Below are 14,898 nucleotides of genomic sequence, written 5' to 3' on the forward strand. Positions count from 1 at the left end.
TCACGCGGGTGGAGAGTGACGGCTCGCGAACGGCCTCCCGAACGAACGGCCTCCCGAACGAACGGCCTCCCCACAGGAACGAGGACGACACCATGAGCAGAGCCAGCGCCAGCCCCGGCCCCACACCCCCGGGCACACCCCCCGTCCAGCGCCTCAAGGCCAACTCCGTCGGCCTGGTCGGCGTGGTGTTCATGGCCGTCGCGACCGCCGCGCCGATCACCGCGATGACCGGCAACCTCCCCATCGCCGTCGGCTTCGGCAACGGCACCGGCGCGCCCGCCGGCTACCTCTTCGCCACCCTCGTCCTGACCGTCTTCTCGGTCGGCTACGTCGCCATGGCCAAGCGGATCACCGCCGCGGGTGCCTTCTACGGGTACATCTCGCACGGCCTCGGCCGGATCGCCGGCATGGCCTCCGGGATGCTCGCCGTCCTCGCCTACGTCGTCTTCGAGGCCTCCATCGTCGGCGTCTTCTCCTACTTCGCCCGGACCACCGTCCACGACCAGCTCGGCGTCGACCTGCCCTGGACCCTCTACGCCGCCGGCATGCTCGCCGTCACCGCCGTCCTCGCCCACTTCGACATCAACCTCACCGCCAAGGCCCTCGGGGTGATGCTCGTCGCGGAGATCGCCGTCCTCTTCGCGGTGGCCACCGCCGTACTGGTCGCGGGCGGCGGACCGGACGGCATCCCCGTCGAGCCGGTCAACCCGAAGAACGCCTTCACCGGCACCTCCGCCGGACTCGGCCTCTTCTTCGCCTTCTGGTCCTGGGTCGGCTTCGAGTCCACCGCGATGTACGGCGAGGAGTCCCGCGACCCCAAGCGGGTCATCCCCAAGGCCACCATCATCTCCGTCGTCGGCGTGGGCCTCTTCTACATCTACGTCTCCTGGATGACCATCGCCGGCAACGGCCTCTCCAAGTCCGTGGAACTCTCCGCCTCCTCCAACCCCCTCGACCTCTTCTTCGCCCCCACCCACACCTTCATCGGCGCCTGGGCCGTCGACGCCTTCCAGTGGCTGCTGCTCACCGGCTCCTTCGCCTGCGGGATGGCCTTCCACCAGTGCGCCGCCCGCTACCTCTACGCCATCGGCCGCGAGGGCTTCCTGCACCCCGCCCTCGGCCGCACCCACGCCCGGCACGGCTCCCCGTACGTCTCCTCCGTCGTGCAGACCACCATCGCCACCGCCCTCGTGGCCGGGTTCTGGCTCACCGGCCAGGACCCGTACCTGCACCTGTACACCCTGCTCGCGATCCTCGGCACGATGGCCATCCTGATCGTGCAGACCCTGTGCTCCTTCGCGGTCATCGGCTACTTCCGCCGCAACCACCCCGAAGACCGGCACTGGTTCAAGACCTTCACCGCCCCGCTCCTCGGCGGGATCGGGATGACCGCCGTCGTGGTCCTGCTGGTGCTCAACATGCAGACCGCGGCCGGAGCCGCCGCCGGCTCCCTCTTCTTCAAGCTGATCCCCTGGATCGTCGGCGCCGTCTTCTTCGGCGGCCTCGGCCTGGGCCTCTGGCTCAAGTACAAGGCCCCCGCACGCTACGAGGTCATCGGCCGGATCGTCCTGGAGGACGCCGCCGAGCGCACCGACGAACCCGCCCCGACCGCCGCGACCGTCTGAGGAGCCACCGCCATGGCCCGCACGCCGCTCATGCACTCCCTGCGCCGCCTCGCCGCCGACCACGCCGCCGCCCGCCGGCTCGGCCTGCCCGTCGCCGAGCTGCGCGGCTCCACCCGCCGCGAACTCCTCGGCCGGGCCGCCGCCCTCGGCCTCACCGCCGCCCTGGCCCCCTCCGCCCTCGCCCACGCCGCCCCGGCGCAGACCGCCGCCCCCGCCCCCGCGAAGAGACCCTCCGGCCCCGCCCGCGTCGCCGTCGTCGGCGCCGGCATCTCCGGCCTCACCGCCGCCCTCACCCTCCAGGACGCCGGCATCCCCTGCACCCTCTACGAGGCCAACCCGGCCCGCGTCGGCGGCCGGATGTGGACCCAGCGCGACCACTGGGCGTACGGGCAGACCTCCGAGATCGGCGGCGAGCTCATCGACACCAGCCACAAGAAGATCCAGGAACTGTGCCGCCGCTTCGGCCTGCCCCTGGAGGACTTCCTCGGCGGCGGACCCAACGGGGCCGAGGAGGTCCTCTGGTTCAACGGCTCCTACTACCCGCGCGCCCAGGCCGACGAGGACTTCAAGGCCGTCTACCAGGCCCTGCACCGCGACCTCCAGGACGCCGGGGAGGTCTCCTGGAACTCCTCGACCCCCGCCGGCACGGCCCTGGACGACATGACCCTGTACGAGTGGATCGAGACCCGCGTCCCCGGCGGACACGGCTCCCTCCTCGGCCGGTTCCTCGACGTCGCGTACAACGTCGAGTACGGCGCCGACACCCAGGCGCAGTCCGCCCTCGCCCTGGTCCTGCTGATGGGCTACCAGCCCAACCCGGGCAACTTCAACGTCTGGGGCCTGTCCAACGAGCGCTACCACGTCATCGGCGGCAACGACCGGCTCCCGAACGCCATCGCCGCCGCCCTGAACCCCGGCACCCTGGTCATGGGCCGCTCACTGGTCGCCGTACGCGCCAACGCCGACGGAACCCAGACCCTCACCTTCGACGACTCCGGCGCCGTGCGCACCGCCACCGCGGACCACACGATCCTCTGCGTCCCCCTGCCGATCCTCCAGCGCCTGGACACCTCACAGGCCGGATTCGACCCCCTCATGCGCAACCTGCTGCGCGACGCCCGGATGGGTTACTGCACCAAACTCAACATGCAGTTCACCGCCCGCCCCTGGCGCGGCACCGGACCCTGGCCCGGAGTCTCCGCCGGCGACTGCTTCACCGACTCCGCCATCCAGCAGACCTGGGACACCACCAAGGTCCAGCCCGGCAGCGGCGGCATCCTGCTCCAGTACGGCGGCGGCTCCCTGGCCGGCGCCCTCACCCCGGGCAGCCCCTTCGCCACCGAGTCCGACCCCTACGTCCGCGACCTGGCCGGCCGGGTCCTGACCGGCGTCGACTCCTTCTTCCCCGGCACGAAGGCCGTCTGGACGGGCCGCGCCCAGCTCTCCGCCTGGCACCGCAACCCCTACTCCCTGGGCGCCTACTCGTACTGGCCCACCGGCTACCTGCACCGCTACGCCAAGTACGAGGGCACCGCGCAGGGCAACGTCCACATCGGCGGCGAGCACTGCAGCTACGACTTCCAGGGCTTCATGGAGGGCGGCGCCACCGAGGGCGAACGGGCCGCCCGCGAGGTGATCGCCGCCCTCACCTGAGGAGGGCTCAGACCGGCGGGATGTTGTGGTTGAAGCGGAAGACGTTGTCCGGGTCGTACTCCCGCTTCAGCCGCGCCAGCCGCCGCATGTTGTCGGCGCCCAGCCCGGCCACCACCCGGTCCGCGCCCTCGTCGCCGGTGAAGTTCAGGTACACCGCGCCGGTCGCCCACGGCTGGACGTCGGCGCGGACGTCCCTGACCCACTGGATCACCCGCTCGTCGTCGGCGGGGTCCTCCCACATCCCGAACGGGTGCACCGCCCACGGCGCGTCCCGGTACGGCACCGGGTAGTCCTCCTTCGCCGCGGCGATCGCCCCGCCCTGCGGCCACACCACGTGCTGGGTGCCGGTCGGCACCGGCATCGAGGCCGCCCGGGCGCAGAACACGTCCACGAACGCGTCGGGGGCACCGGTCAGGTACTCCGCCGACCAGTAGTTCCGCAGCCCCGGCGGATCGTCGAGCATGCACTGGAGCTCGGCGTACGGGATCGCGGTGACGACCTCCGCCTCGTGCGGGATCGCGAGCAGGGGGCCGGCCAGCCGGCGCAGCTCCTCCTCGGGCCCCGCGTACGTCACCAGCGCGCCGGCCAGCAGCAGACCGACCAGGTGCGGCGGGACGAAGGGGGCGGGCGGCCCGGTCAGGTAGAGGGCGCCGCCACCCGCCTCGTCGGGTCCGGACTCGATGACGTCCCGGTACGCGCGGATCACCTCGGGGCCGCGCTCCGGCAGGTAGAGGACCAGCGCGATGGACAGGGCCGGCAGCTCGTGCAGCCGCAGCGTCAGCGAGGTGGCGATGCCGAAGTTCCCGCCGCCGCCGTGCAGCCCCCAGAACAGCTCCGGGTGGTCCTCGGCCGTGACGTTCAGCAGCTCGCCCTGGGCGGTGACCAGCTCCACACCCAGCAGGTTGTCCACCGCCAGGCCGAACTTGCGGTCCAGCCAGCCGGTGCCGCCGCCGAGGACGAAGCCGCCGACGCCGGTGGTGGAGGCCCGGCCCCCGGTCGTCGCCAGCGCGTACGGCTCGCAGGCCCGGTCCAGGTGGCTCATCGTCGCCCCGCCCGCGACCCGTACGGCCTTCGCCGCCGGGTGGACGGCGACCTCGTGCATCCGGCGCAGGTCCACGACCACGCCGCCGTCGTTCAGGGACATGCCGGCCACGCTGTGCCCGCCGCCGCGGACGGCCACCGACAGGTCCAGGTCCCGGGCGAAGCGCACCGCCGTGACCACGTCCGCGGCGCTCTCGCACTGGGCGATCACCGCGGGCCTGCGGTCGACCATCGCGTTGAAGACCGTCCGGGCCCCGTCGTACCCGGGATCGTCGGGGGCGAAGACCTCGCCCGCCAGGTCCTCGCGGAGCGCGGCGAGCGCCGTGGCCGCCTTGGAGAGGGGTGCCATCGCTACCCCCCCTTTCCCCAGAAGGGCATGGGACCCCTCCAGGTTAGGCGGGCCTTCCCGGCGCCGCGCGCCGTGCCCTCAGCCCCCGTACGCCCCGCTCGCCGTCAGCCGCAGAGCCGTGTCGATCAGCGGAACGTGGCTGAAGGCCTGCGGGAAGTTCCCGACCTGGCGCTGGAGCTTGGGGTCCCACTCCTCCGCCAGCAGCCCCAGGTCGTTGCGGAGCGACAGCAGCCTCTCGAAGAGGCGGCGGGCCTCGTCGACCCGGCCGATCATCGCCAGGTCGTCGGCCATCCAGAAGGAGCAGGCCAGGAAGGCGCCCTCGTCCCCCTCCAGGCCGTCGACGCCGGCCTCCTCGCCGGCCGTCGGGTAGCGCAGGATGAACCCGTCCGGGGTGGACAGCTCGCGCTGGATCGCCTCGATGGTGCCGATGACGCGCTTGTCGTCGGGGGGCAGGAAGCCCATCTGCGGGATCAGCAGCAGCGACGCGTCCAGCTCCTGCGAGCCGTAGGACTGGGTGAAGGTGTTGCGCTCCGGGTCGTAGCCCTTCTCGCACACGTCCGCGTGGATCCGGTCGCGCAGCTCGCGCCAGCGCTCCAGCGGGCCGTCCGCGTCCCCGCTCTCGATCAGCTTGATCGTGCGGTCCACGGCCACCCACGCCATCACCTTCGAGTGCACGAAGTGCCGGCGCGGGCCGCGCACCTCCCAGATGCCCTCGTCCGGCTCGTTCCAGTGGGTCTCCAGGTAGCGGATCAGCTTGAGCTGGAGCACCGAGGCGTAGTCGTTGCGGGCCAGGCCGGTCATGTGGCCCAGGTGCAGGGCCTCGGTGACCTCGCCGTAGACGTCGAGCTGGAGCTGGTGGGCGGCGCCGTTGCCGACGCGGACGGGCGCCGAGTTCTCGTAGCCGGGCAGCCAGTCGAGCTCCGTCTCGCCCAGCTCCCGCTCGCCGGCGATCCCGTACATGATCTGCAGGTTCTCCGGGTCGCCGGCGACCGCGCGCAGCAGCCAGTCCCGCCAGGCGGAGGCCTCGCCGCGGTAGCCGGTGCGCAGGAGCGAGGAGAGGGTGATCGCGGCGTCGCGCAGCCAGGTGTAGCGGTAGTCCCAGTTGCGGACCCCGCCGATCTCCTCCGGCAGGGAGGTGGTCGGCGCGGCGACGATGCCGCCGGTGGGTGCGTAGGTGAGGGCCTTGAGGGTGATCAGGGAGCGGATGACCGCCTCGCGGTAGGGCCCGTGGTACGTGCACAGGTCGACCCACTCGCGCCAGAACTCGGCGGTGGCCTCCAGCGCCGCCTCGGCCTCCGGGGCCTGCGGGGCCCCCAGGTGGGAGGGCTGCCAGCTGATGGCGAAGGCCACCCGGTCGCCCGGGGCGACGGTGAAGTCGGAGTAGGTCGTCAGGTCCTTGCCGTAGGTGTCCGCTTCGGTGTCGAGCCACACGGAGTCGGGACCGGCGACGGCCACCGTGCGCCCGTCCACCTTGTGCACCCAGGGCACGACCCGCCCGTAGCTGAAGCGCATCCGCAGCGCCGAGCGCATCGGGACGCGGCCGCTGACGCCCTCGACGATGCGGATCAGCTGCGGGGCGTGCCCCTCGCGGGGCGGCATGAAGTCGATGACGCGGACGGTGCCGCGCGGGGTGTCCCACTCCGACTCCAGCACCAGCGAGTCGCCCCGGTAGCGCCGGCGGGCCGCCCGCGGTGGCTCCGTTCCCGGCGGGAACGACGGGCCGATGCGCCAGAAGCCGTGTTCGTCGGTGCCCAGAAGGCTCGCGAAGACGGCATGGGAGTCGAAGCGGGGCAGGCACAGCCAGTCCACGGCTCCGTCCCGGCAGACCAGCGCCGCGGTCTGCATGTCCCCGATGAGTGCGTAATCCTCGATGCGCCCGGACACGTTGCTCTCCAGTCGAACGGCCACGTCCGCCCCGTAGGGCGCTTGCATTGCGCTGTCGCGCGGTCTCCTGTGCGCAGGGATCCCCGCGTCGAGTCCTACATTGCCGGAACCGGCGTTGTTACGCCGTTCGCCGGACTGCTCGGCGGCGATGTGCTGCGGTATCCGAGCAAGGTATGAGCGCACCCTAGTGATCTCCTTAAGTATGGGGACAATGTGACTCGGCCGAACGGGTGACCTGGGGAACTCCGCGGCGCGGCGGCCCCGCGGGGCCGCGGGGCGGGCCGTCGCGCAGCGCGCCCGGAGGCGGACCGTCCCGGGCGCTGATAGGCTGGTACCCCGTGGACCGGTGGTCTGCCTGTGCGAATCAGGAGCCCCGAAACCGCAGCTTCGGCGCCCCCGGAAACGGGAGAAGTCGCCGGACGCACCTCACCTCGCGACCACGGGAGCCCCCTCTTGGCGATGCCGCCCAAATCCATGACGACCAAGCACATCTTCGTCACCGGGGGTGTCGCTTCGTCCCTCGGCAAGGGCCTGACGGCCTCCAGCCTGGGTGCGCTGCTCAAGGCGCGCGGCCTGCGGGTCACGATGCAGAAGCTCGACCCGTACCTGAACGTCGACCCCGGCACGATGAACCCCTTCCAGCACGGCGAGGTGTTCGTCACCAACGACGGCGCCGAGACCGACCTGGACATCGGCCACTACGAGCGCTTCCTCGACGTCGACCTCGACGGCTCGGCCAACGTCACCACCGGCCAGGTCTACTCGCAGGTCATCGCCAAGGAGCGGCGCGGCGAGTACCTCGGTGACACCGTGCAGGTCATCCCGCACATCACCAACGAGATCAAGCACCGCATCCGCCGCATGGCGACCGACGACGTCGACGTCGTCATCACCGAGGTCGGCGGCACGGTCGGCGACATCGAGTCGCTGCCGTTCCTGGAGACCGTCCGCCAGGTCCGCCACGAGGTCGGCCGCGACAACGTCTTCGTCGTGCACATCTCGCTGCTGCCCTACATCGGCCCCTCCGGCGAGCTGAAGACCAAGCCGACCCAGCACTCCGTCGCCGCGCTGCGCAACATCGGCATCCAGCCCGACGCGATCGTGCTGCGCGCCGACCGCGATGTCCCCACCTCCATCAAGCGCAAGATCTCGCTGATGTGCGACGTGGACGAGGCGGCCGTGGTCGCGGCGATCGACGCCAAGTCGATCTACGACATCCCGAAGGTGCTGCACACCGAGGGCCTGGACGCCTACGTCGTCCGCAAGCTGGACCTGCCCTTCCGCGACGTCGACTGGACGGTGTGGGAGGACCTGCTCGACCGCGTCCACAACCCCGACCACGAGGTCAAGGTCGCGCTCGTCGGCAAGTACATCGACCTGCCGGACGCCTACCTGTCGGTGACCGAGGCGCTGCGCGCCGGCGGCTTCGCCAACCGGGCCCGCGTCCAGATCAAGTGGGTCACCTCCGACGACTGCAAGACCCAGGCCGGCGCCGCCGCGCAGCTGTCCGACGTGGACGCGATCTGCGTCCCCGGCGGCTTCGGCGACCGCGGTGTCAACGGCAAGGTCGGCGCGATCACCTACGCCCGCGAGAACAAGATCCCGCTGCTGGGCCTGTGCCTGGGCCTGCAGTGCGTGGTCATCGAGGCCGCGCGCAACCTCGCGGGCATCGAGGAGGCGAACTCCACCGAGTTCGAGCCCTCGACCCCGCACCCGGTCATCTCGACCATGGAGGAGCAGCTGGCCTTCGTCGAGGGCGCGGGCGACCTGGGCGGAACGATGCGCCTGGGCATGTACCCGGCGAAGCTCGCCGAGGGCTCCATCGTGCGCGAGGTCTACGGCGACCAGGCGTACGTGGACGAGCGCCACCGCCACCGCTACGAGGTGAACAACGCCTACCGCGGCGAACTGGAGAAGAAGGCCGGCCTGGTCTTCTCCGGCACCTCCCCGGACAACAAGCTCGTCGAGTACGTCGAGTACCCGCGCGAGGTGCACCCCTACCTGGTGGCCACCCAGGCCCACCCGGAGCTCCGCTCCCGCCCGACCCGCCCGCACCCGCTCTTCGCCGGCCTGGTCAAGGCCGCGGTGGAGCGCCAGCAGCAGGGCTGACGCTCGGTAACGTAGACGGCCGGGGTACGGATCTTCCGTATCCCGGCCGTCGCACGTCGTGGGAGGACATCGGCATGGACATCGCCATGGGCATCAAGGACACCGCGGAATCCTGGGAGACGCTGTCGACCGGGCGGCCGTTCCAGGGCGCCAAGACTGCGGTGGACTCCGACGAGGTGCGGATGCCGGACGGGTCCGTGGCCCGCCGCGACTACCAGGTGCACCCGGGGTCGGTCTGCGTGCTCGCCCTGGACGGGGAGGGCCGGGTGCTGGTGATCAACCAGTACCGGCACCCGGTGCGGCGCCGGCTGTGGGAGCTCCCGGCCGGCCTGCTCGACGTGCCCGGCGAGAACCCGCTGCACGCGGCCCAGCGGGAGCTGTACGAGGAGGCGCACGTCAAGGCGGGGGAGTGGCGGGTGCTCACCGACTTCTACGCCTCCCCGGGCGGCTCCGACGAGGCGGTCCGGATCTTCCTCGCGCGGGACGTGTCGGACGCGGACGGGGAGCGGTACCAGGACGTCTCGTCGGAGGAGGCGGACATGCGGGTGGAGTGGGTGGAGCGGGAGGCTCTGGTCCGGGGCGTCCTGGCCGGTGACCTCTCCAACCCGGCGCTGGTGACGGGCGTCCTGGCCGTGACGGCCGCGCTGGCCTCCGAGGGCGGCCTCGACGCCCTCCGCCCGGCCGAATCCCCGTGGCCGGCCCGCCCGTACGAGGCGTAGCCGGGCCCGGCGGCTGCGGGTCCCGCTGCGCGGAGCCGCCTCCGCGCAGCGGCACCCACCCCCCACCGGGATTAATAGGCCCATCCGCTGATCCGATCGGGCGATCTGTAGGCCGCGCTCCACACAGCCCGTCGCTCTGCGTGAACTACGCTCAGCAACCCGAAGGCAGGGAGAGGAGCGGATCCGTGGCGGATTTCGTCGGGCGGCGGCGTGAGCTGAAGGAGCTGCGCGAGGACATCGCGCGGACCGGGCTCGACACCCTCTCCGGCCGCAAGGCCAAGGCGCCCCGCGCGCGAGTGCTGCTGGTCGCCGGACGCCCCGGTTCCGGCCGGACCGCCCTGGCCGAGGCCTTCGTGCGCGAGATCGCCGACGACTACCCGGACGGCCTGGTCCGGGTACGGCTCACCGCCCCCGGGGGCGAGCCCCTCGAAACGGAGCGGGCCGTGCGCACCCTGCTGGAGGGCCTCGGCGAGCGCACCCCGCCCGGGGCCTGCGAGGACGACCTCAGCGCCGCCCTGCGCGAGACGCTCAAGGACCGGAGGGCGATCCTGCTCCTCGACGACGCCGCGGACCCGCACCAGGTCGACGCGCTCCTCCCGGACACCCCGGAGTGCCTGGTGGTCGTCACCGCCGAGGGCCCGCTCACCGGCATCCCCGACGTGCGCCCCTGCACCCTCGGCGGACTGGACACCGGCTCCGCCGTCGCGCTGCTCGGCCGGATCATCGGGGACACCCGGATCACCGTCGACCCGACCGCCGCCGAGGACCTCGCCGAGGAGTGCGGGGCCCTGCCCGCCGTGCTCACCCTGGCAGGCGGCTGGCTCGCCGCCCACCCCAAGGCTGCCGTCGCCGACCTGGCCAAGCAGCTCCACGAGATGCCCCCCGGCACCTCCGGTCCGCTCGGCCGCGCCTTCCGGATCGTCTACGAGTCCCTGCCGCAGCCCGCCCAGCGCACCCTGCGGCTGCTGCCGCTCGCGCCCGCCGGGATCCTCGACTCGCACACCGCCTCCGCCCTCGCCGGCTGCTCCGTCGCCGCCGCGCAGTCCACCCTGGAGGACTTCGCCCGGCTGGGGCTGGTCCGGCACGACCGGGACGGGCTCTTCCTGCTCCCCGGCTGCCTCGCGCCCTTCCTCCAGGCCCTGCTGGAGACCAGGGAGCGGCCGGCCGAGGTGCAGCTGGCCCGAGCCCGGACGCTGGAGCGGACCGTACGCCTGCTGACCTCCTGCCGGGCCATGGCCGACCTGCCCGAGGACGAGGCGGCCGAGGCCCGGGAGGCCCTGGAGGGGCTCCCGCGCGCCCTGAGGTTCCCCGACCGGCGTGCCGCCGCCACCTGGCTGGACACCCGGCTGCCCGCGCTGACCGCCGCCGCCGACCTGGCCGTGGCCGACGGGAACCTGGACACCCTGGCCCGCCGGCTGGTCTCGGCGCTGGTCAGGGCCCTGGCGGCGCACCGGGGCACCGAGGCCGCCGCCCCCGAGCTGTACGGGCTGCACCGGCTCGTCCTGGGCGTGGCCGAGCGCCGCCACCTGCACCGGGAGCAGGCCGCGGCCCTGCTGAACCTGGCCGATCTGGACGCCGCGACCGGCCGTACCCACGAGGCCCTGGAGCGGTACCGGGCCGCGCTGGCCGCCGGAAAGGCCGCGAAGGACCCGTACGCGACCGGCCGCGCGATGGAATCCGTAGGCGGCGCGTACCAGGAGCTCGCGGACTGGCCGAGGGCCTCCGACTGGTTCGGCCGCGCCCTGGCCCACGCCCTCGCCCGGGGCGAGCGCGCCGACGAGGCCCGGCTGTACGGGCGCCTCGGCAACGTGCACACCTACGCGGGCCGCTACGGGGAGGCGCTGCGCAGCTGGCGCGCGGCCGCCGCGGGCTACCGCCGGCTCGCCGATGTCCCGGGCCAGGCAAAGGCGTTGAGCGAGATGGCGCGCATTCAGGAGTACGCCGGCCGGCCCGAGGAATCGCTGCACACCTGCCGCGAGGCGATCGAGCTCGCGCGCCGTGCGGGGGACCTCCGTCTGCAGGCGGCGCTCCAGGTCAGGCTGGCCGACACACTGGACCGCCTCGGCGACCCGGCGGCCGCCCGGCTGCACCGGTCCGCGGCCGACAGATTGCTGGGAGACGACCCCGCAGCCTGCGAAATCCGCAGTAGCTCCGACTGAAATTATTGGTTTGCAAGGCTAGACAGCGCCTCATCCTTCATTAGACTGGCTTCACCACGACATCCAGTGGTGCATCCCGTTGCGCGTTCTTGTGGGCGGGTATGTATGGAAGTGCCCCGTAACATCCCCTGAGTCAAGGACCGTGATCGACGATGAAGGTCGGCATCCCCCGCGAGGTCAAGAACAACGAGTTCCGGGTCGCCATCACGCCCGCCGGTGTGCATGAGCTGGTCCGCAACGGCCACCAGGTCTTCGTCGAGCAGAACGCCGGTGTGGGCTCCTCGATCACGGACGCCGAGTACGTCGCCGCCGGTGCCGAGATCCTCGGTACCGCCGACGAGGTCTGGGCGACCGCCGACCTGCTGCTGAAGGTCAAGGAGCCGATCGCGGAGGAGTACCACCGCCTCCGCAAGGACCAGACCCTCTTCACCTACCTGCACCTGGCGGCCTCCCGCGAGTGCACGGACGCCCTGCTGGAGTCCGGCACCACCGCCATCGCGTACGAGACGGTCGAGCTCGCCAACCGCGCGCTGCCGCTGCTCGCCCCGATGTCCGAGGTCGCGGGCCGTCTGGCCCCGCAGGTCGGCGCCTACCACCTGATGCGCTCGGCCGGCGGCCGCGGTGTCCTCCCGGGTGGTGTCCCCGGCACCCACGCCGGCGAGTGCGTGGTCATCGGCGGCGGCGTCTCCGGCTGGAACGCCGCGCAGATCGCCATCGGCATGGGCTTCCACGTGACCCTGCTCGACAAGGACATCAACAAGCTCCGCGAGGCCGACAAGATCTTCGGCACGAAGATCAAGACGATCGTCTCCAACGCCTACGAGCTGGAGAAGGCCGTCGTCGAGGCCGACCTCGTCATCGGCGCCGTACTGATCCCGGGTGCGAAGGCCCCGAAGCTGGTCACCAACGAGCTCGTCGCCAAGATGAAGCCCGGAAGTGTCCTTGTCGACATTGCCATCGACCAGGGTGGCTGCTTCGAGGACTCCCGTCCGACCACCCACGCCGAGCCGACCTTCCAGGTCCACAACTCGGTCTTCTACTGCGTCGCCAACATGCCGGGCGCGGTGCCGAACACCTCCACCTACGCGCTGACCAACGCCACGCTGCCCTACATCGTGCAGCTCGCGAACCTCGGCTGGGTCGAGGCGCTCCGTCGTGACCCGGCGCTCGGCCTGGGCCTCAACACCCATGACGGCAAGGTCGTTTACGGCCCCGTCGCCGAGGCCCACAACCTTGAGTCGGTCGAGCTCAGCGCCCTTCTCGGCTGACCCGTCAACGACTGACGTCAATCTCACGTCTCCGGCCGGACCTTGCCCGCAAGGTCCGGCCGGACGCGTTTGGGGCGTGCCCGCGCAGGCCGTGCAACTCGCCTCGAACGTAACCCTTTAACCCTTTCGCACACCCGCGAAACTTCACAGCGACAGCCCGTACGCCCTTGACAGAGTGGTGTTCGGTTGCCGACACATCGTGCCGGGTCCGGCGGATTGTGTTGCCGCTGAGCGGTGACACGCCATAGAGTCGCCAACCGTCGGCATGGTGCAACGCTGACCTATCGATAAGTGTCCTGGTCACGTCCGAGGAGGTAAGACGACTTGTGAATGAGTCGACATTTGCTCCTGGAGGTGGCCGGGCAGGGACGCCCGAGCGGGCACCGGCTCCTGGACAGGGGTCCGCCGGGCTCGAAGCTGTCGGCTCCGTCGCGGTCCGCACCTTCGCAAACCACCAGCACATGACGACGCCCCAAAAGAGCATGGACGGCCTAGACGTGAACTCCACGGCCGGCGACCACAGCGGCGATGCGCCCATTGGTTTCGCCGACTACGACCAGGTGCCCGAGGGGCACTTCTACGACCCCGACGCGGAGTACGAGCCCGACCCCGAGTACGCGGCCACCCTCGCGCCCGACGCTGCCCGCCAGCGCCGCGAGCGCATCGGCCCGACCGGCCGGCCGCTGCCGTACTTCCCGATCCCGGGTCCGCTGACCGACCACGGTCCAGCGAAGATCATCGCGATGTGCAACCAGAAGGGTGGCGTAGGCAAGACCACGTCGACCATCAACCTGGGTGCCGCGCTCGCCGAGTACGGGCGCCGGGTGCTGCTCGTCGACTTCGACCCGCAGGGCGCGCTGTCCGTGGGCCTCGGCGTGAACCCGATGGAACTCGACCTGACGGTCTACAACCTGCTCATGGAGCGGGGCATGTCGGCCGACGAGGTGCTGCTCAAGACGGCGGTCCCCAACATGGACCTGCTGCCGAGCAACATCGACCTGTCCGCCGCCGAAGTGCAGCTGGTTAGCGAGGTCGCGCGCGAGTCGACGCTCCAGCGGGCGCTGAAGCCGCTGATGAACGACTACGACTACATCGTGATCGACTGTCAGCCCTCGCTGGGCCTCCTGACGGTCAACGCCCTGACGGCGGCTCACAAGGTCATCGTCCCGCTGGAATGCGAGTTCTTCGCCCTGCGCGGCGTGGCGCTGCTGACCGAGACCATCGAGAAGGTCCAGGAGCGCCTCAACCCCGAGCTGGAGCTCGACGGCATCCTCGCCACGATGTACGACTCCCGGACGGTGCACAGCCGCGAGGTGCTGGCCCGCGTCGTCGAGGCCTTCGACGACCACGTCTACCACACGGTCATCGGCCGGACGGTGCGCTTCCCGGAGACCACGGTCGCCGGCGAGCCGATCACCACGTACGCCTCGAACTCCGTCGGCGCCGCCGCCTACCGCCAGCTGGCCAGGGAGGTGCTCGCCCGGTGTCCCGCCGAGTGAGTCTGCCCGGCGCCGACGAACTGTTCCGCACGACCGGGGGGATGGCCCTCCAGTCCTCCTCGCCGCGGCGGGGCGCCGAGGAGGCGTCGCCGGCGGCGGGCACCGCGGAGCACGGGGCGGCCGCACCGGCGGACGGCACGGCGAGGACCACCGGGGACGGCCCGGCGGTGGGCGCGCAGCGCAGGCCGCAGGAAGGTTCTGCCAGCCCCGGCGGCGCCGGACCCCGGCAGGGCAAGGGCCAGGGCCGGGGCGCGAACCGGCGGCCGAGCGGGCGCGAGCGGCACGACGAGAAGATCACGGTCTACGTCTCCGCGGAGGAGCTGATGGACCTGGAGCACGCGCGGCTGGTGCTCCGCGGGGAGCACGGGCTCGCGGTCGACCGGGGCCGGATCGTCAGGGAGGCCGTCGCGGTCGTCCTGGCGGACCTGGAATCGCGCGGCGACGCCAGCATCCTGGTCCGCCGCCTGCGCGGACGCTGAGCTGCCTGCGGCGCCCGTCCCCGCCCCGCCTCGAACGCCGGCGGGGCTGAAGGATTCGCCTCGATCGCCGGCGGGGGGTGCGCCGCCCCCCCCGGCGCGCGGGGGGCCGCCGT

Annotated in this window: 10 protein-coding genes; 8 read left to right on the forward strand and 2 right to left on the reverse strand. The window is 71.9% G+C overall.

The annotated features are described in order from the left end of the window. The first annotated feature begins 92 nt into the window (after nucleotides 1-92). On the forward strand, nucleotides 93-1,625 hold the full coding sequence (locus WDV06_RS25960; protein ID WP_395512194.1) for an APC family permease: 1,533 nt from the start codon (nucleotides 93-95) through the stop codon (nucleotides 1,623-1,625). Between the two features lie 12 nt (nucleotides 1,626-1,637). After that, nucleotides 1,638-3,278, forward strand: coding sequence for a flavin monoamine oxidase family protein (locus tag WDV06_RS25965; RefSeq protein WP_395512195.1), 1,641 nt, complete (start codon nucleotides 1,638-1,640; stop codon nucleotides 3,276-3,278). A gap of 7 nt (nucleotides 3,279-3,285) precedes the next feature. On the opposite strand, the gene WDV06_RS25970 is transcribed toward WDV06_RS25965, so the two are convergent. Together WDV06_RS25970 and WDV06_RS25975 are read right to left on the reverse strand one after the other, a co-directional pair. Continuing rightward, on the reverse strand, nucleotides 3,286-4,668 hold the full coding sequence (locus WDV06_RS25970) for an FAD-binding oxidoreductase (RefSeq protein ID WP_395512196.1): 1,383 nt from the start codon (nucleotides 4,666-4,668) through the stop codon (nucleotides 3,286-3,288). 78 nt (nucleotides 4,669-4,746) lie between these two features. Continuing rightward, nucleotides 4,747-6,600, reverse strand: a complete 1,854-nt coding sequence (locus tag WDV06_RS25975; protein ID WP_395512197.1) for a glycoside hydrolase family 15 protein — start codon at nucleotides 6,598-6,600, stop codon at nucleotides 4,747-4,749. Between the two features lie 426 nt (nucleotides 6,601-7,026). Here WDV06_RS25975 and WDV06_RS25980 point away from each other — a divergent pair, with 426 nt between their 5' ends. The 6 genes from WDV06_RS25980 to WDV06_RS26005 all read left to right on the forward strand — a co-directional run bounded on the left by WDV06_RS25980 (nucleotide 7,027) and on the right by WDV06_RS26005 (nucleotide 14,785). After that, nucleotides 7,027-8,661 (forward strand): CTP synthase, encoded by a 1,635-nt coding sequence (locus tag WDV06_RS25980; RefSeq protein WP_366454049.1) that lies wholly within the window; start codon nucleotides 7,027-7,029, stop codon nucleotides 8,659-8,661. A gap of 86 nt (nucleotides 8,662-8,747) precedes the next feature. Further along, a complete protein-coding gene (locus tag WDV06_RS25985; protein ID WP_395512203.1) occupies nucleotides 8,748-9,380 on the forward strand; it encodes an NUDIX domain-containing protein in 633 nt (210 codons plus the stop codon). 140 nt (nucleotides 9,381-9,520) lie between these two features. Further along, entirely contained in the window at nucleotides 9,521-11,539 is a 2,019-nt protein-coding gene (locus tag WDV06_RS25990) for a tetratricopeptide repeat protein (RefSeq protein WP_395512198.1), read from the forward strand. Between the two features lie 152 nt (nucleotides 11,540-11,691). Next, nucleotides 11,692-12,807, forward strand: a complete 1,116-nt coding sequence (gene ald / locus WDV06_RS25995) for an alanine dehydrogenase (protein ID WP_395512199.1) — start codon at nucleotides 11,692-11,694, stop codon at nucleotides 12,805-12,807. 461 nt (nucleotides 12,808-13,268) lie between these two features. After that, on the forward strand, nucleotides 13,269-14,306 hold the full coding sequence (locus tag WDV06_RS26000; protein ID WP_237292736.1) for a ParA family protein: 1,038 nt from the start codon (nucleotides 13,269-13,271) through the stop codon (nucleotides 14,304-14,306). Beyond that, nucleotides 14,291-14,785, forward strand: coding sequence for a hypothetical protein (locus WDV06_RS26005; RefSeq protein WP_395512200.1), 495 nt, complete (start codon nucleotides 14,291-14,293; stop codon nucleotides 14,783-14,785). Before WDV06_RS26000 ends, WDV06_RS26005 begins: the two co-directional genes overlap by 16 nt. Nucleotides 14,786-14,898: the final 113 nt, after the last annotated feature.

It is taken from the genome of Streptomyces racemochromogenes (assembly GCF_044129415.1).
Classification (GTDB): Bacteria; Actinomycetota; Actinomycetes; order Streptomycetales; family Streptomycetaceae; genus Streptomyces; species Streptomyces racemochromogenes_A.